The 17,709-nt window shown below is 41.7% G+C and carries 14 protein-coding genes; 9 read left to right on the top strand and 5 right to left on the bottom strand.

Annotated features, from left to right (window positions below; genetic code table 11):
• Positions 1–5: 5 nt before the first annotated feature.
• Together ABMY41_RS02995 and rimI are read left to right on the top strand one after the other, a co-directional pair.
• The gene (locus ABMY41_RS02995) at positions 6–308 is read left to right on the top strand and encodes a hypothetical protein (protein WP_175080297.1); all 303 of its coding nucleotides are present in this window, start codon (positions 6–8) and stop codon (positions 306–308) included.
• Entirely contained in the window at positions 295–741 is a 447-nt protein-coding gene (rimI, locus tag ABMY41_RS02990; protein WP_252948980.1) for a ribosomal protein S18-alanine N-acetyltransferase, read from the top strand. Before ABMY41_RS02995 ends, rimI begins: the two co-directional genes overlap by 14 nt.
• Here rimI and ABMY41_RS02985 read toward each other — a convergent pair.
• On the bottom strand, positions 738–3,392 hold the full coding sequence (locus ABMY41_RS02985) for a hybrid sensor histidine kinase/response regulator (protein ID WP_252948979.1): 2,655 nt from the start codon (positions 3,390–3,392) through the stop codon (positions 738–740). The genes rimI and ABMY41_RS02985 overlap by 4 nt on opposite strands.
• Before the next feature lie 251 nt (positions 3,393–3,643).
• On the opposite strand from ABMY41_RS02985, the gene prfC reads away from it, so the two are divergent.
• From prfC to ABMY41_RS02965, 4 genes are all read left to right on the top strand, one after another.
• Entirely contained in the window at positions 3,644–5,227 is a 1,584-nt protein-coding gene (prfC, locus tag ABMY41_RS02980) for a peptide chain release factor 3 (protein ID WP_349274112.1), read from the top strand.
• Between the two features lie 61 nt (positions 5,228–5,288).
• The gene (argS, locus tag ABMY41_RS02975) at positions 5,289–7,031 is read left to right on the top strand and encodes an arginine--tRNA ligase (RefSeq protein ID WP_349274111.1); all 1,743 of its coding nucleotides are present in this window, start codon (positions 5,289–5,291) and stop codon (positions 7,029–7,031) included.
• 493 nt (positions 7,032–7,524) lie between these two features.
• Complete coding sequence (gene pdxH / locus ABMY41_RS02970) at positions 7,525–8,163, top strand: pyridoxamine 5'-phosphate oxidase (RefSeq protein ID WP_055020972.1); 639 nt, start codon at positions 7,525–7,527, stop codon at positions 8,161–8,163.
• Positions 8,164–8,937, top strand: coding sequence for a TatD family hydrolase (locus tag ABMY41_RS02965; protein WP_349274110.1), 774 nt, complete (start codon positions 8,164–8,166; stop codon positions 8,935–8,937).
• Here the strand turns inward: ABMY41_RS02965 and ABMY41_RS02960 are convergent.
• A complete protein-coding gene (locus tag ABMY41_RS02960; protein ID WP_054560826.1) occupies positions 8,904–9,524 on the bottom strand; it encodes an AhpA/YtjB family protein in 621 nt (206 codons plus the stop codon). The two genes, ABMY41_RS02965 and ABMY41_RS02960, sit on opposite strands and share 34 nt — an antisense overlap.
• A gap of 125 nt (positions 9,525–9,649) precedes the next feature.
• Here ABMY41_RS02960 and serB point away from each other — a divergent pair, with 125 nt between their 5' ends.
• Positions 9,650–10,669 (top strand): phosphoserine phosphatase SerB, encoded by a 1,020-nt coding sequence (gene serB / locus ABMY41_RS02955; RefSeq protein WP_252948977.1) that lies wholly within the window; start codon positions 9,650–9,652, stop codon positions 10,667–10,669.
• On the opposite strand, the gene ABMY41_RS02950 is transcribed toward serB, so the two are convergent.
• A complete protein-coding gene (locus ABMY41_RS02950; protein ID WP_252948976.1) occupies positions 10,652–13,132 on the bottom strand; it encodes a PilZ domain-containing protein in 2,481 nt (826 codons plus the stop codon). The genes serB and ABMY41_RS02950 overlap by 18 nt on opposite strands.
• 353 nt (positions 13,133–13,485) lie before the next feature.
• Here ABMY41_RS02950 and radA point away from each other — a divergent pair, with 353 nt between their 5' ends.
• Together radA and ABMY41_RS02940 are read left to right on the top strand one after the other, a co-directional pair.
• Positions 13,486–14,871, top strand: a complete 1,386-nt coding sequence (radA, locus tag ABMY41_RS02945) for a DNA repair protein RadA (RefSeq protein WP_175081021.1) — start codon at positions 13,486–13,488, stop codon at positions 14,869–14,871.
• A gap of 50 nt (positions 14,872–14,921) precedes the next feature.
• Positions 14,922–15,854, top strand: coding sequence for a hypothetical protein (locus tag ABMY41_RS02940; RefSeq protein WP_252948975.1), 933 nt, complete (start codon positions 14,922–14,924; stop codon positions 15,852–15,854).
• A 27-nt stretch (positions 15,855–15,881) separates the two neighbouring features.
• Here the strand turns inward: ABMY41_RS02940 and ABMY41_RS02935 are convergent, their stop codons facing one another.
• Both ABMY41_RS02935 and srmB read right to left on the bottom strand, forming a co-directional pair.
• Positions 15,882–16,220, bottom strand: a complete 339-nt coding sequence (locus tag ABMY41_RS02935) for a BON domain-containing protein (RefSeq protein WP_175081023.1) — start codon at positions 16,218–16,220, stop codon at positions 15,882–15,884.
• A 221-nt stretch (positions 16,221–16,441) separates the two neighbouring features.
• Positions 16,442–17,674, bottom strand: a complete 1,233-nt coding sequence (gene srmB, locus ABMY41_RS02930) for an ATP-dependent RNA helicase SrmB (protein ID WP_349274109.1) — start codon at positions 17,672–17,674, stop codon at positions 16,442–16,444.
• Positions 17,675–17,709 lie beyond the last annotated feature (35 nt).

Genomic DNA, 17,709 nt, shown 5'->3' with positions numbered 1-17,709 from the left:
TTGTTATGAATCCAAGTTACGCTGCGATATTCTCTGTACAATCTTTAGAGTTGAATCAACACTATCGAACTGCGCCTGATACTTCTGGCGAACAGATACCAAACACTCAACAAGAAACACTGACGCTTCCGTTACAGTTTCACCAAGACCTCGAAAAAGCATTTGCGCCGTTAGTTATTACTCAAATCGTTAAAACAGCAAATATTAGCTGGCAAGAGGGTTGCTTAGGCTTACCAAGCGATAAGCTCAATGGCGAACAGAAAAAACAACTTTGGTCTTTAATCGGTGAACAACTTGATAAGCTTTAAACCTGTAGATGCAACCTATATTAGCCAGTTAATGGCTATCGAAAACGCCTGCCATAGTCACCCGTGGACAGAGAAAACTATGCTGTCGTGTTTAGCTGGGCGTTATTTTAACCTAGCCGCTTTTCAAGGTGATGAGATGCTAGGTTTTTATATTGGTGAACAAGCGGGCCCAGATTACACTTTAATGGATATTTGTGTTGCGCCGAAGTACCAAGGGCAGGGCATTGCTAAGCAGTTGTTAAATGCATTTATTGAGCACGGCGAGCAGTACCAAGCTGAAAACCTATTCTTAGAAGTGCGTGAGTCGAATGCACCCGCTATTGGCCTGTATGAAAGTGCTGGCTTTGCACATATGTCGGTGCGTAAGAACTATTACCCAACCGCGACAGGCAACGAAGACGCTATTTTGATGGGTATGAGCTTTAGCCTTTAAGATGCTTCTTCAAGGGCATTGATAAGTGCATCGTAGCATTGTTCAACTTGCTCTGTTTGATTACTGCGTAGCGCATTTTCAAGCTGACCTGCAGTCTTGTGAATAGCTTCAAAACTAAAACACCCCGCACTGCCTTTTAAGCTGTGTGCTAATGAACGTAGCGCTTCCCATTCTTTAGCGCGATACAACTGCACGACTTGGCTTAAATAATCAGGTAGTTTTGAGCGATAGTTGTCGTTAATCTGTTGGAACTTTTCACTTTTTAGTAAGTTTTCCCACTTGTTTTGACTGTCTTTTTCAATGTGTAAGTAGCTTACAAGCACTTGCTCTAGAGCATCTTTGTCGATTGGTTTGGCGAGTGCTTCATCACAGCCAGCCTCTATGTAGGTGTCAACATCAGTTTTCATTACATTGGCTGTAAGCGCAATGATAGGGCCATCATAGGCTGCGTGACGTAGCATTTGCGTTGCTTCTAAGCCGCCCATGACAGGCATCTGCATATCCATGATGATCAGCTGATAATCATTTACCAATGCCATTTCTACTGCTTCAGCCCCATTTTTCGCGATGTCAGGCTCAAGCCCCCAAGTTTGTAACAGTAGTTTGATCAGTAACTGGTTATCTGGGTTATCTTCGGCTACCAGAATATTGGCATCAAAGCTATTCGCTGCGAATGACAGCTGAACGTCTTTACTTGGTGAGAGCTGCTCATAGCTATGAATAAAGCCTTCATTTTGTAACTGCTCGGCATTTAAATGAGCAGCAACTTGTATGGTAAAACAACTGCCGTTTCCAGGTTCACTAATAAGCTGTACATCACCACCCAATAACTGGGCTAAGTTCTTCGATATACACAAGCCAAGACCCGTACCACCAAAGCGGCGAGTTGTCGTCGCATCGGCTTGTTCAAACGGTTTAAATACCCGCTCAACTTCGCGCTCAGACATACCGATACCGGTATCTTGAATCGCAAATTGTAAATGTTGTTTTTCGCTGTTGTAACTAATATCAATCGAGATACTGCCTTTCTCAGTGAACTTAACTGCATTACTGGCAATATTGATCAAGATTTGTTTTAAACGTGTGGTATCGCTATTAATAGTTTTGGGTATTGGTAGCTTGTAGTTGATATTAAACGCCAGTTGCTTCTCATTAGCCAGTGGTCGAATAATCGAATCAATATCATGAATAAGCTGCACTACATTACATGGCCCGCGCTCAACGGCGAGTTTTTCAGCTTCAATTTTTGATAAATCAAGAATGTTATTGATGAGCTCAAGCAAGTGCTTAGAGTTACGTAAAATAGTGCTTAAATGCTGCTCATCATTCACCGCATCTTTGTTGTGCAGAAGTTGCTCTGTGAAGCCCATAATTGCGGTAAGTGGAGTACGAATTTCATGACTCATATTCGCTAAAAAGCGGCTTTTCAGTTGGTTTGCTTGCTCAGCTTGCGCAATTGCTACTTCTAGCTTGCTATTCATTGCTTCGAGGGCTTTAGTACGGCTTTCAACTTTTTCTTCTAGGTGATGTTTATATTCTTCAAGCTCGTCTTGGTAATGACGAATTTGGTTCACCATGTGGTTAAAGTCGTTGAAAAGCACACCTACTTCATCATTTGTATGGGCGGGCAAATACACCGATAAATCACCATCACCAACTCGGTGACTTGCAGCCCCTAATAATTCGACTGGGGTAAGTAGTAAGTTGCGCACCACAATGTAGATCAAAATAGGCAGTGAAATTACTGAAATAATAACAATTAATGCAGTAATTAAACTGATGGCTTTACCAGACTGATATAGCAAATCTTTGGGAGTGGTAGAGATAAAATAATCACCGTCGGTCATTTGTACCGCGTAGATGATGCGCTCTTCTTTGTCGATACTCGACAGCTCAATACTGGCTAGTTTGCCGTAATCGGCCAAACTCTTAATTTGTTCAAGCTCGTATTCACTTAGGTAACTGCCGCGTAGGTCATAGTCCGAGCTAAATAAAATTTGCCCTTTAGTGGTCAAAAACAAATTTAGAGTGTTATTAAATGGCGCTTCTAAAATACTGGCATTTAATATCGATGGTTCAACATGAACAACAATAAACCCAAGTTGCTGCGGCTGTTTTAAGTAGTAATCGATATTATAAATTGGGTGCACAAAGTACAGGCTAGTTGAGCCATCTTCTTTGGAGATCATAAATTGCTGTTGGCGCAAATTTGATTGCAGTACTTGATCAAAAAACGGGTAACTTTTCGGCGCAGGGGTTAATTGGCTTGAATAAAATGCATCGCTTTTACCGTCTGGGGCAACATAGTTAATACTTACAATGTCAGGATAAGCTTCTGAATAGCTTGCAAATACATTCATTAACTCGCCAAGGCGTTCAATGTATTGGTTTTTTGATTCAGGTTCGCGGGCTAAAAAGTCTGCCAATACAGGGGAAGTCGAAAGCAACCGGGTAATCGAGTGAAATGAGTCAATGTAATTGAAGATTTTTTGCTGCTGTTGCTCAACAAAGCGACTGACAATCAGCTCAGCTTGTTTTTTTGTTGAATTGGTCACATTGGTTAACGTAAAGCCACCTAAAAACAACAAAGGTAAGATCACTAATGGTGTGATATACCATAATAATCGAATACTGAGCTTACTGGTTTTCATGACCTAAATTGATATCCCTCCGTGCAATTTATCAATAGTATGCGTTACAACTTGATTACACAAGCTTAGCAAAAAAGTGAACAACGAAAATCCTCAACGAAAGGTGAATAATTACTTACAATCGCTGCTTTTTTGGCTAAGACAAACAAGGTATAATGCTCGGCAATTCTATTTTATTTTTACAGTGCGCACCGAGCTTTATAATTTATAAGGCAGTTAAGTGCGCTTTGTTATGACTAAAAGCAGCTTACATGTCTAATTTAACTACCGAAATTAATAAACGACGCACCTTTGCGATCATCTCGCACCCGGATGCGGGTAAAACCACTATTACAGAAAAAGTTCTGTTATTCGGACAAGCGATTCAAAAAGCCGGTACCGTAAAGGGTCGTGGCTCAAACCAGCACGCAAAATCAGACTGGATGGAAATGGAAAAAGAACGTGGTATCTCGGTAACTACGTCTGTTATGCAATTTCCTTACAACGAGCGTCTAGTTAACTTACTTGATACTCCAGGACACGAAGACTTCTCTGAAGATACTTACCGTACACTGACTGCGGTTGACTCATGTCTAATGGTCATCGACGCAGCGAAAGGTGTTGAGGATCGTACTCGTAAATTAATGGAAGTAACACGCTTACGTACCACACCTATCGTAACTTTTATGAATAAGTGTGACCGTGATATTCGTGATCCAATGGAGTTATTAGACGAAGTTGAAACTGAGCTAAACATTGCCTGTGCGCCGGTAACTTGGCCGATTGGTTGTGGTAAAGAGTTTAAAGGTGTGTACCACATTCACCGTGAAGAAACGATTTTGTACAGCACAGGTCAAGGCCACACAATTCAAGAAGTGCGCGTTATTAAAGGTTTAGATAACCCTGAGCTTGATACTGCGATTGGTAGCGAACTTGCTGAGCAGCTTCGTGAAGAGCTAGAGCTTGTCATTGGTGCATCACACGAATTTGATTTAGATCTGTTCTTAGCTGGCGAATTATCACCAGTCTACTTTGGTACAGCACTTGGTAACTTTGGTGTTGACCATGTTCTTGATGGCTTAACTGAGTGGGCTCCTGCGCCATTACCACGTGAAACAGAAGACCGCCAAGTTGCGGCAACAGAAGATAACTTCTCTGGTTTCGTATTTAAAATCCAAGCGAACATGGACCCTAAACACCGTGACCGTATCGCCTTTATGCGTATTGTATCTGGCAAATATAGCCAAGGTATGAAGATGAACCATGTGCGTATTGGTAAGCAAGTGAGTATTTCTGATGCGGTAACCTTCATGGCCGGTGACCGTGAGCGAGCGCAAGATGCTTACGCAGGTGACATCATTGGTTTACATAACCACGGTACAATTCAAATTGGTGATACCTTCACGCAAGGTGAAAAAATGAAGTTTGGTGGTATTCCTAACTTCGCACCAGAATTATTCCGTCGTATTCGCTTAAAAGATCCATTAAAACAAAAGCAATTATTAAAAGGCTTAGTTCAGCTATCTGAAGAAGGTGCTGTGCAAGTATTTAGACCGCTTATCAATAACGACCTTATCGTAGGTGCGGTCGGTGTACTACAGTTTGATGTGGTTGTTGCACGCTTAAAAGCAGAATACAACGTTGATGCGATTTACGAAGGTGTGAGTGTTAACACTGCACGTTGGGTAGGCTCAGACGATACCAAAAAGCTTGAAGAGTTTAAGCGTAAGTGCGAAAGCAACTTAGCGCTTGATGGTGGCGATAACCTTACTTATATCGCGCCAAGCCGTGTAAACCTAAACTTGTCGATGGAACGCTATCCAGATATCAAGTTTAACCATACGCGCGAAAACTAATACGCTAAGTCTGCTTCAAATTTAAGTGCCCGTACAGCGGGCCATAAAGGTAAAAATTACAATGAATATTCGTACTCTTTTAATCGACAAAGCAATTGCTGCTATGGTTGCAGCTGGGTTACCTGAAGACACTAATCCAGCGGTAACACAAAGCACACGTCCACAGTTTGGTGATTACCAAATCAATGGCGCAATGGGCGCGGCTAAAAAATTAAAATCAAACCCGCGTGAACTTGCACAAAAAATTATCGATAACCTAGACCTTGCAGATATCGCTGAAAAAACTGAAATCGCGGGCCCTGGTTTTATCAATATTCACCTAAAGCCTGAGTTTTTATCAGCTAGCTTAAAAGCAGCAAACGAAGACGAAAAGCTAGCAGTTGCGCCTCATGCAACAGCGCAAAAAGTGGTTGTTGATTACTCATCACCTAACCTTGCAAAAGAAATGCACGTAGGCCACTTACGTTCAACCATCATTGGTGATGCAGTTGTTCGTGCTCTTGAGTTCCGTGGTGATGAAGTTGTTCGTCAAAACCACATGGGTGACTGGGGTACTCAGTTTGGTATGTTAATCGCGCACTTAGAAGATCAAATCAATCAAGGTGTAGATTTAGAGTCTGTAGCGCTGGCCGATCTTGAAACCTTCTACCGTGATGCGAAAAAACGCTTTGATGATGAAGAAGGGTTTGCCGACAAAGCCCGTAATTACGTTGTTAAATTACAAAGCGGCGACGCACACTGCGAAAAGTTGTGGAAGTTATTCATTGCCACTTCTGTAAAGCACTCTGAGGAAGTTTATAAGCGTCTAAACGTAACACTTACGCAAGATGACATCATGGCCGAAAGTGCTTACAACAGCGAACTTGCAAACATCATCGCACTATTAAAAGACAAAAACATTGCCGTTGAGTCTGACGGTGCGCAAGTGGTGTTCTTAGACGAGCTTGCTAACAAAGACGGCGAGCCTTCAGTATTTATCGTACAGAAATCAGGTGGTGGTTTCTTATATGCGACAACTGACTTAGCTGCTTGTGATTACCGCTCAAATAAACTGGGTGCGGATCGCATCTTAATCTTTGTAGATGCACGTCAAAGCTTACACTTCAATCAAGTTGAGCTAACAGCACGTAAAGCAGGTTTATTACGTGATGAAACAAGTTATGAATTCTGCCCATTCGGCACCATGATGGGTGAAGATGGTAAGCCATTCAAAACTCGTACTGGCGGTACCGTTAAACTTGCTGACTTACTTGAAGAGTCTATCACTCGTGCCGCAGCTAAGCTTGCTGAGCGTGAGTCAGACTTAAGCGACGAAGAGCGTAGCGAAATTGCCCGTAAAGTAGGTATTGGCGCAGTAAAATATGCAGATCTCTCTAAGCACCGTACTAGCGACTATATCTTTAACTGGGACACTATGCTGAGCTTTGAAGGTGCGACAGCGCCTTACCTACAATATGCATACACACGTGTTCGCAGTATTTTCCGTAAATCAGGTATCGATGCAGCGTCATTAACAGCAGATATTGCAATCAACGAGCCACAAGAAAAAGCGCTGGCACTTAAACTTCTTCAGTTAGAAGAAGTACTCGATCTAATGATCAGCGAAGCGACACCGCACGTATTATGTGGATACCTATACGAACTAGCAAGCCTATACATGACGTTCTACGAAGCATGCCCTGTTCTAAAAGAAGGTGTAGAGCCAAGTGTTCGTGACAGCCGTTTAGTACTGTGTAATTTGGTTGCGAAGACACTGAAATCAGGATTGGATCTTTTAGGTATCGAAGTCATGGAGCAAATGTAATCTGCTTCGTGTAGTTCGCTTTGACTACGTTGTCGTGCTTTTTTAACCGAAGTCACATACAAAACACGTATGCTCCTTGGTATAAAAAAGCACATCGCCTTGTCAGCACTCCTACACTTGCAGAACGTTTAAGAACCCTTAGGGATAAGTCGGTTTTCCGCCTTGTCTTAGGCTAAACTACTTAGGTGAATTCTGCTTCGTAGGTTGGGTAGAGCGCAGCAAAACCCAACATAAATCGAAGGCCCTAGACTCTAGGCGCTAGGGGAGTAGCTTGTAGAACCTAGAGCATCGAACCTAGAACCTAGCTTCGTAGGTTGGGTAGAGCGTAGCGAAACCCAACAAAATTGACAGCTCAATAACCTTGATTAATCTTTAGCTGATAGCTGATAGCTGATAGCTGATAGCTGATAGCTGATAGCTGATAGCTGATAGCTGATAGCTGATAGCTGATAGCTGATAGCTGATAGCTGATAGTAGCGATAGAGGGAATTTTATGAAACTTGAAGATATTCGCCGTGAATATTTACAGGATGGTTTATCTGAAGACATGCTTGATGCGTCTCCAATCAAGCAGTTTGAAAAATGGCTTGAGCAAGCTGTTGCCACTAATTTGCCTGATCCTACGGCGATGGTCGTCGCAACGGTTGATGAACATGGTCAGCCTTCGCAGCGTATTGTGCTGTTAAAGCATCTTGATGAAAATGGCTTTGTGTTTTTTACCAATACCGGCTCGCGCAAAGCGCAGGAGCTTAAAGGTAATAACAAAATTTCTCTGCACTTTCCGTGGCACCACATGGAGCGACAAGTCATTGTCTATGGTGAAGCTAAACCATTACCAACAACGGCTGTGGCTAAGTACTTTTTATCGCGCCCTAAAGAAAGCCAGTTAGCTGCATGGGCATCTCAGCAAAGCCGTCCTGTGTCATCGCGTAAGGTGCTAATGGAAACATTTGCGAAAATGAAGCAAAAGTTTTCTGAGGGTGAAATTCCACTGCCTGATTTTTGGGGAGGCTATTGTGTTGAGCCTACAAAAATCGAATTTTGGCAAGGTGGGGCACACCGCTTACACGATCGCTTTATGTATCAACGCCAAGCCGACGGTAGTTGGCAGTTTGGTCGTTTAAATCCGTAAATGCGTTTTATCGATTCCCACTGCCACCTTGATTTTAGCGAATTTGATGAAACTCGCACAGAGCTCATCAAAGCATGCAAGCAAGTAGGGATTGAGCATTTTATTGTGCCGGGTGTGAGCTTGGCACAATCTACAAAACTATTCTCTTTTGCTAAATCAGAGCCAAGTATTTCAATTGCTTTAGGCTTACATCCTTATTTTTTATCTGATCACCAAACTCATCATCTCGCTGAACTGGAGCAGTTAGCGAAAACCCATTCAGGGCAGTTTATTGCCATCGGTGAGTGCGGTCTTGATCGCAGTATCGACAACCTCGATAAACAAACGCAGCTTTTTGAAGGGCAGATAGAGCTTGCCAACCAACTCGCTTTACCACTGATTGTACATCACAGACAAAGCCATGACTTAATTGCTCGCTCATTTAAGCGCTGCAAGCCAAAGTATGGAGGTTTTATTCATGCCTTTTCAGGTTCAGAGCAACAAGCTCAGAGTTATATTAAACAAGGGTTTAAGCTTGGTGTTGGGGGCGTGATTAGTTACCCGCGCGCTGCTAAAACTCGTAAAGTTATCAGCACAATTGAACCCCAGTATTTAGTGCTTGAAACCGACTCGCCATCAATGCCGCTAGCTGGTTTTCAAGGGCAGATTAATACACCACTAAAGGTGCGCGATGTGTTTGCTCATCTATGTGAGCTTAAAGGCGTTACAGGCGATACAAAGCAGAAATTGGCTGCTGAACTTTATGATTCTTGCTCTGCGCTTTTTTTGATGTAACGGTTGATTTGCCAGTGTTTTAAGCCGCGTCCTAGTTGCCAAGTAAAAATACAGGTGATCACTAACATTAATAACACTTGGCGACCTAAATCATGAAAACTACTGTGACTGGTCGCAATAGATGCCTGCGTTAAATAGGTAATCGACACAAAGCCAATTGGCCTTTCATCATCACTTATCACCGGCTCTACAAATGGGGTTTTAAGCTTGCTGATACCCGGCGTTGAATCGGGTAATAAACCAAAAGTGTGGTGGCTTTGCCAATTATCGCTGGCCGCAATTTGAATACCTTGCTGATCGTAAATCGTTGCCGCTAACACATATTCATCTTCAGCAATATGATTACATAGTGCATTTAACTCGGGTTTGTTTTTTTCTTGCAGCGGGGTTTTGGCATTCAGTGCCATAAACTTGGTTAAGCTTATCGCTGTACTATCAGCGCTATCATAAAGTAATTGGTGGCTTTGAAAGCTACTATTCATGGCAACCCAACTTAACAGCACAAAACAGGCTGCAGCCAAGCTTAAGCGCACAACACGTTGGCGATAAGTGGCTGAAAAGGGAATTTTAAGTTGGTTATTTTTCATAGTCACCGTATACGTTACTGACAGCTTTTAAATTTGATGGTACAACATGATAACTTTAACAGCCCCTTGAGTGCGAGTAGCAAATGCACGACCAAGGACAGACATAAGTCTAATGTGGAGCCACTATGTCACAGCTTAGCTTAGCTGCTACACCTTCAGCAAATTTAGCAGAACAAATCAGCCTAAATTGCTGGTATAAAATTGAAAACAAACACCTTATTACAACAGACTTTACGCCAAAAGCAAACCAAGGCGTGTTCAGTGTTGCCTTTGGTAATGAGCTTAATGCTGAGCAATTACTAGCGATTAGCGATTTTTTAGCGGCGCAAGGGTTTAGTAATTTATCGCTTTGTTGTTATCAGCCAGTCGCAGACATGCCAGTAGCGTGGAGCTTTCATAGCGATACAACAACTGCACTAAGTCCATTGGTATTAGTTGAGTTTGCTAAGCAATTGGGTATTCAACTGGTGCAATTAACTAATCCACCCACGGTGAATGAACCAGGTTTATTGCTGATGGATATGGACTCAACAGCCATTACTATCGAGTGTATCGACGAAATTGCGCGTCTTGCCGATGTGTATGATGAAGTTGCCGCTGTAACTGCGCAAGCAATGGCCGGTCAGCTGGACTTTGCACAAAGCTTAAAGCAGCGTGTCGCAAAACTAGAAGGTATCGATGTAGACTTAATTGATGGCTTAAAAGCGCGTTTACCGCTTATGCCGGGCGTGAGTGAATTATGCCAATACCTAAAAGCGCATAACTGGCATTTAGCAATAGCATCAGGTGGTTTTGTGCCATTTGCTGAGCAAGTACAGTCACTGCTTGATTTAGATGAAGTGCATGCCAATACCCTTGAATTTAAAGATAACCGTTTAACAGGCAAGGTCATAGGCACGATTGTTGATGCTGAAGAAAAAGCCCGTGTACTTAAACGAATCGAACAAAAGCTTACCTTAAACAATCGCCAAACTGTTGCTATGGGTGATGGTGCGAACGATTTGAAAATGATGGCTGCGGCAGGGCTTGGTGTTGCTGTGCATGGTAAACCTAAAGTAGTTGAGCAAGCACAAACTGCAATTAATGAAGGCTCATTACTGCAAGTTGCTTACTTACTCTCTCTACCGTTAGATTACTCGCTTTAACCAAGTTGCTTTGCGTTTACTCATTTCATTGATCAGCCTTTGGTCAATATCAAAATGGGTAAGCGCTTCTTCGGTTATATCAATTAAATCACCCACACCAGCTACTGCCCATAGTGCTTCTTCTAAGTCTTTTGCTTTATGTAATGCATACTGACTAATGTATTTGAGTTCATTCGCTAAGTAATCAATATCTGGGCGACCAGTTCGTGATACATATAAACGAAATACAAAGACTAAATCGTTTTTCAGCGCTTTTTTCACAAACAAAGTTTGTGGTTTGTAATCATCTTCACTAATACAGCGGCTGGTAATTGCATCGCTTATTTCGGCTTGGCGCGGATCAAAGCGAACAAATAGGGTAAATGGCAGAGGTGGATCTTGGCGACTACGGTCTTTGATCAACGGGGTGATCACTTCTGTAATTTGATCCGTTGATAAGAATCCGTCGATGCTGGTTGTTTCGTTCAATAACGCAAAATTTTGTAGTAGTACATGAAGTGGGCTTGGATATAAGCCTTGGCCAATAGCGCCAGCTTTAAAGTGGGCAGCTTCTTTATGTAAATAAAACGGGAATTGGCATACGCTTTTGGTCACCATATTTCTGAGTGCAGTTGATAGCCCCGGAATTTTAGGGGTTTCTTCACAAACACGTAATTTGTCTTTGTTGTTATCGATTAATACGGTGAAAAACTTAATCGCCATATGCGGTAAGTCACCAACTTTATGCACTTTTAAATTTACCGTTGTCAGTGATTTACTTATAGCCATTACTTCATAAGCCAGATTTGTTAAATCGTGCTTTTTGGTAATTTTTTGCAAATCAGGCAAGTTTAGTTTGATGATATCGCCTTTTTTGAACTCAACCGGTTGGTCGCATTCAATTTGCAAGCCCATCACAGATAAATCACGAGTATGGCCTGTAATTGATTGCTCATGATGTTCAATGCTGATAGCTGTTTTGTATAAATAGCGTTTATGAGCACGAAGGTTCACATACTCAAGCGCCACAGGCTCTAAATGAGGAGGCGTTTTATGCTTACTGTGACCAAACTGTTTAAGTTGGTTTACCGCATCTTTATTATAATCAAGCTGTTGGTATGTTTGTTGTTCAAACTTAGTACCCACCGAGGTCAAAATCAGTAGATATTTAACATCTTTAATCAACCCCTGCACCCGTGGTGTCGGTGGCTTATTTAGTTTTTCGATGTTTTTACCAGCACTACTAGGTAGAGATAGCGGAATATACGAATCTTCCGGGTGGCTTGGCATCAACTGAAGCTTAAAGCATTGCCAGCTGTCTTTTTGGCTACCAAAGCCGAGGAACAAATTTCTCAGTTGTGGTTGGCTATCAAGCTCAGTTCGCGTAGCTGAGTAGTAATAAATTTTGCCAGCAACGGTATGAGTGAAGGTGTACAGGTATTCTTCTTTTACCGCATCTGGTGAACTGAGCAAGTGACCTAGGCGTTGCTGATTGATAATGCTATATAAGCATGACAACTTACGTTCATCACAAAAATAGCGCTGAATAAAAATGTTATTTTCTGTGGTTAACGCAAGGCTAGGATATAGTTTGTCGCCTTGTAAGCTTAAAAATGTATAAAATGAGGTAACACGTGGAATGTAGTATTGCTCGTAGCCTTTTGATACAACCGCATCTAAGGTATTGTCTAAGTTCACTTTATAGCGACGTTTATTACCGTGAATAAAGCTTTCTAAGAACTCATCAAACTTATCATTATTTTCAATAAAGGTGCGCTTTAAGCGTACATGGTTGTATTCACGGGATACTTTTTCTACCGCAACTACTTCATATTGAATTCCGTTTTTTAAGCCAAGTTCAAAATCTTGCTCTAGGCCAACTAAGCGCAGACCAATTAATTGGCCTTTTTTAACTTTATACCGTGGTGCTAACTTGATTTTAGCGCCACTTAAAGAGATATCAGAGGTAGAAGCGGCAACCTTATTGTCTTTATCTAGTTCAACGGTAATTTTAATTGAGTAGTTCATCCGCTCTTCGCGGCGACTTTCATAAGATGCAAACTTAATGACCTTAGCAGACTGCTCTGTCGTGCTACTATCGTCAGTTAAAGCTTGTTCAGCGGCTTTTTTTTGCATTACGCGGTGATTGTTTTCGGTATTCATTACCGCTTCGTAAACGGCAAGGGTGTAACCACCGTGGCGCTTTATAGCATCTTCAAACACTTCAATGGCTGTATCGTCCATAAAGTGTTGCTTACCATCATATTCGTAGGGTTTGACTTGGCCGGTTACCTGGCCACGTAAATCAATAAAGCGTGCTACAGGCTGAGATAAGCGCGACATTTCCATTTTGATCAGAAACTGCTCTGGCTTTGTTAAGCTAGCTGTTTTTGATTTAAACAGTTTGTCGAACTGGGGAGTGCCTAAATGTGCCTTTAGTTCTTCAACTAGGCTTTCATATTTAAGCAGTATGTCTTCAGCCATTTATAAAACCATCACCGTCTATCTAAAAAAGTAGGTATACTAGCTGGCTATTGAAAGCCAAAGCAGTGTAACTAGTTTTTTATTTTATTAGTTATTGTTATATGTATTCGCCAATTAAATGGCAAGCACTGTAAAGTTTTATTTGTAAGCAAGAACTGTGCCCTTAACCATTTCTTAATTAAGCACTTAGCATGATTAAGCGTTTTTCATGGGGCAAGTTACAGCATATTATCTTTTGTGACTACAAAAGTGACTCTAGTTTAATTACCTGAGTCATATGTTTTACTTTAGCTATTATATGCTTGAAAATACAGAAATAGTCACAAAACAGCGACCAAAATAGGTAAGGCCGAATGGCAAAATCAGCAAAAATCGAATTTGTCTGCACTGAGTGCGGCATGAACTATCAGCGCTGGCAAGGTCAGTGTAAGTGTGGAGCGTGGAATACGCTGGCAGAATTTAAGCCTTCAGCGGGGCAATCAAAGCAAGCGGCAAGCCGTGCGGCAGTGGCAGGTTATGCTGGTATCGCAAGCGGTGGTTCAAAGAAAATCAATGAAGTGGCGACCACTGAGGCCGAAAAACGCCTCACGGAAATTGGTGAGCTAGACAGAGTATTGAGCGGTGGTGTAACCACAGGCTCTGTTAACATTATCTCAGGCGACCCTGGTGCCGGTAAAACCACCTTGCTATCAGATTTAGTCGCACGTATGTCAAAGCTAATGCCTTCTTTATACTGTACAGCTGAAGAGTCTCTATCGCAGTTTAAAAATCGTGTGAATCGCTTACGTTTAGATTACAACGAAGATGAGCTTTACTTGCTGTCTGAAACCAGTGTTGAAGCCATCATTGAAGAGCTTGATAAAAACAAAATTAAGTTCGCGGTTATTGACTCAATTCAGGCCGTGGTAACAGAAACGGCAAATGGTAGCCCAGGCTCGCCATCACAGGTTAAAAGTGCAGCGCAAGCTTTAACACAATACTGTAAGCAAAATGATGTCACTATGTTCATCATTGCTCATGTAAACAAAAATAACGAAATTGCTGGGCCGCAAACACTTGTGCATATCGTTGATGCTTTATTGCATATCGATACCAATGATGGGCAAATTAGAACCTTACGTGCTAATAAAAACCGTTTTGGCGATATCGACACTGTGGGTATTTTTAGAATGTGTGAGCGCGGAATGCTTAGCGTTGATAACCCAAGCGAAATCTTTTTATCTGGTTCTAGTACCGAGTCTCCGGGCTCTGCTATCACTTGTATCCGTAAAGGTAACCGTAACTTACTACTCGAAATACAATGTTTAACCACAGAAACCGAAGCTGAATTCCCGCAGCGCGTGTGTGTTGGTCTAAATATGAACCGTATCAAGATGCTAACGGGTATTTTACGTAAGCACACAAAAACAAAAATCTTCCACGATACTTTTTTCAACATTGTTGGTGGTTTAAAAATCGATGAGTCAGAGACTTGTATCGATTTAGCATTGGTTACAGCACTTTTAAGCAGCTTGAACGAATTTGTTGTACCGCGTACCACCTGTATTATGGGTGAGCTAAGTTTAAATGGTGATGTAAGACCAATCGACAGCGGCGTACCTCGAGTTAAAGAAGCTGCGCAACACGGTTTTACTGAGATCTTTATTCCATATCGTAATTACCATAAATCAATGGAAGGCCTTGGGGCTAAGATCACCCCAGTAAAAACCGTGCATGAGCTATTGTCGTTAATAAACTAAATACAATTTGATACACTGATAAAAAATTTACACCAATTAAAGGAAATAAAATGAAGAAGTTAATTATTGCAGCGGTTGTTGCTGCGGCTGTCGGTGGCGTAGCTTACGCAAATTACGCAGCTACACAGGAAGTGAAAAAGGTGGTTGATAAGCAAATCAGTGCGTTATCAATCCAAAGCGGTGTAGAAATTAAATACAGCGATATCTCAGCTAGTATTTTTGATAGCAGCATGCAGTTATCTGATATCACGGTTTCAAATAGTTTAAGCAATGAGCCTGTCGCAACAATCGATAGCATTGATGTGTCGGGTTACGAAGTAGATGCCGTGCCGCCTCATACTGGTTTTGTTATGAAGAACTTTCGTTTTAGCGATGAATTTTTAGCGCAGCTGCCAGAAAATTCTAATAACAAGCTAGCATCAACAAGCTATAACGTTGACTCATCGCTTGATTATAATAAAGCTTCAGGCGACAGCGACTTTGCTCTTAAAGTGACTGCAAATGAGGTGGCTGACGTTAACTTTAATCTTGGTTTAGCTAAAACCACAGCGCTGATGGAAGCATCACTCGCTGTGAGCCAGATGCAAAATGAAGCAGCTGATGGTCAGCTTACTTTAGAGCAGCAGCTACAACAGCAATCAAAGATGATGGCAGCACTCACGCAGTTAGAGCCACGTAGCATCAATATGTCGATTGCTGATGAAGGTGAGCTTAAAGCGGTTGTTGATAGCTTCTTAACTGCGCAAGGCATGACTCATGAGCAATTTAAGCAAGTCGTTGCTATGCAGTTACAACAAGTGCCAGTAAGCGAAGAACTTGCAACAGCGATTAATAACTTTGTGAATGGTTTATCGTCTTTCTCAGTGTCAGCTAAATTACCAGAAGGTAAGACTATGATGGAGATTAATCAGCAAATTCAAATGCTGATGGGTCAACCTGAAGAGCTTGCGAAATTCATCAACCTACAAGCAAGTGGCGAATAATCTCAAGCCTCTTTTGTAAACCTAACCTTAAAGTGACGAGTGATTTAACTTACTCACTTTAAGGTTGTTTTTTATCTGCATCACACCTTGGCTGTGTTCTAAAAATTTCTGTGCTAAAGCGCGTTGAAAGCCTGTTTCTGCAGTACCTTTCAGTTCAACAGTTTCACCTTCAACAATCACTTGTAAGTTTTCAATGTGAAAGTTAGGGTTACGAGTTAACTTCTGCAATGCCATTTGCTGTAAGCGCGGTTGCGCAGATGTGCTTGTTGTTAGCACACTAGTATTGGCGCTCACAGTCGTTGCGCAAGCAAGTAAAAACATACAACTCAATAAAGTAAGTACTACGGTTAATTTGAAGCGGCTCATACAATTCCCTCGTTAATCTAGTCTGCTGTGAACTATTGCTGAACCTGTTACAATTATTATTCCAATATTTAAGTTGCTGAATTTTATTGTTTTATTTTTATTGGTGTGATGGGTGGGTAATAAAGTGTGAACTAATTACACAGTTAATAAGTAAAAAGGGTATGGCACAAAAATGCCGAGACAAGCTCGGCATTTTCACAGTAATGATGTTAAAGTTAAAACTACTTTTTCTTCTTCGTTTTAGCTTTGGCTTTTTTCTTTGCCTTCATTTTTACTGGATCTTTTTTCTTTTTAGATGGGATCTTCGCTTCTTTGTGCTGTGGCTCAAGCCCTTTAATTACTCGGCGTTTCAATTTTTGCTCAATGTAGCGCTCAACCTTACCAACAATTGCCACGTCATGAGCTTCAATAAATGAAATCGCAATGCCTTTTTTACCTGCACGACCAGTACGTCCAATACGGTGTACGTATACGTCTGCGGTACGTGGCATATCAAAGTTGATAACATGGCTGATATCAGCAACATCAATACCACGAGCAGCAACATCCGTTGCAACTAAGATATTGTTGCGACCAGAGTGAAAGTTCTCCATCGCTTTCATGCGCTTGTCTTGTGGCATTTCACCGCGTAACCAAGCAACACGAAGGCCTTCGTTGTTTAACTCACCAACTAATGTTTCTAGGCGCTCACGGGTTTTTACAAACACAATTGCTTTATGAATGTTGTCACCATTTAATGTTTCAACCAACATTTTTAGTTTGTGATCGTAGTCATCCGCAAGGTGAACCCATTGGTGGATTTTGCCTTTCTCTTTGCGTGAAGATTCGGCTTCAAGCAGTGCAGGGTCGTTTAAGATACGTTCTGCAAATAATTCAACGCTGTCACCTTCAAGGGTCGCTGAGAATAAGAAACATTGGCGGCGGTTACGTGCTTCATCACAAATGCGTAGCATTTCTTTACGAAAGCCCATGTCTAGCATGCGGTCAGCTTCATCAAGAATAAGCATTTCAACGTTTTCAGCATGGAAGTTCTCTGTTTCAAGGTACTCCATTAAACGCCCAGGTGTGGCAATGAGAATATCGTTATTGCTTTCGAAAATTTCTCTGTGTGTCCCGTAGTTTATACCACCTGTTACAACTCCAATTTTAAGATGAGTTTGTGCTGCGAGTAATTCACATTGCTCATGAATTTGATAAGCAAGCTCACGGGTTGGTGTCATGATCAATACGCGCGCAAAGCCAGGATCGCGACGTGGGAAATCAAGCAAGTATTGAATTGCAGGGATCAAAAACGCGGCTGTTTTACCCGTACCAGTAGGGGCAGATGCCAAAATATCACGACCTTGAAGAGCTTCTGGGATCGCTTGTTGTTGAATACTGGTTGGCGTATCAAAACCCATTTTATTAATGGCATTTAACAGCTTGTTATCGATATCAAATTCAGAAAATTGCATAGAGTGACATAAATAGAGGACAATTGAGCCTAATT

Origin of the sequence: Pseudoalteromonas sp. BZA4 (assembly GCF_040104395.1) — a bacterium.
In the GTDB taxonomy this organism is placed as follows: Bacteria; Pseudomonadota; Gammaproteobacteria; order Enterobacterales; family Alteromonadaceae; genus Pseudoalteromonas.
Note: the sequence above shows the minus strand (reverse complement) of the source record. Positions and strands in the feature narration are given on the sequence as shown.

Coding starts and splice junctions, on each gene's coding strand:
- pdxH (WP_055020972.1), top strand. CDS start 7,525: ATGAAACTTGAAGATATTCGCCGTGAATATTTACAGGATGGTTTATCT.
- argS (WP_349274111.1), top strand. CDS start 5,289: ATGAATATTCGTACTCTTTTAATCGACAAAGCAATTGCTGCTATGGTT.
- srmB (WP_349274109.1), bottom strand. CDS start 17,674: ATGCAATTTTCTGAATTTGATATCGATAACAAGCTGTTAAATGCCATT.
- ABMY41_RS02985 (WP_252948979.1), bottom strand. CDS start 3,392: ATGAAAACCAGTAAGCTCAGTATTCGATTATTATGGTATATCACACCA.
- radA (WP_175081021.1), top strand. CDS start 13,486: ATGGCAAAATCAGCAAAAATCGAATTTGTCTGCACTGAGTGCGGCATG.
- ABMY41_RS02950 (WP_252948976.1), bottom strand. CDS start 13,132: ATGGCTGAAGACATACTGCTTAAATATGAAAGCCTAGTTGAAGAACTA.
- ABMY41_RS02940 (WP_252948975.1), top strand. CDS start 14,922: ATGAAGAAGTTAATTATTGCAGCGGTTGTTGCTGCGGCTGTCGGTGGC.
- ABMY41_RS02995 (WP_175080297.1), top strand. CDS start 6: ATGAATCCAAGTTACGCTGCGATATTCTCTGTACAATCTTTAGAGTTG.
- ABMY41_RS02960 (WP_054560826.1), bottom strand. CDS start 9,524: ATGAAAAATAACCAACTTAAAATTCCCTTTTCAGCCACTTATCGCCAA.
- prfC (WP_349274112.1), top strand. CDS start 3,644: ATGTCTAATTTAACTACCGAAATTAATAAACGACGCACCTTTGCGATC.
- ABMY41_RS02965 (WP_349274110.1), top strand. CDS start 8,164: ATGCGTTTTATCGATTCCCACTGCCACCTTGATTTTAGCGAATTTGAT.
- serB (WP_252948977.1), top strand. CDS start 9,650: ATGTCACAGCTTAGCTTAGCTGCTACACCTTCAGCAAATTTAGCAGAA.
- ABMY41_RS02935 (WP_175081023.1), bottom strand. CDS start 16,220: ATGAGCCGCTTCAAATTAACCGTAGTACTTACTTTATTGAGTTGTATG.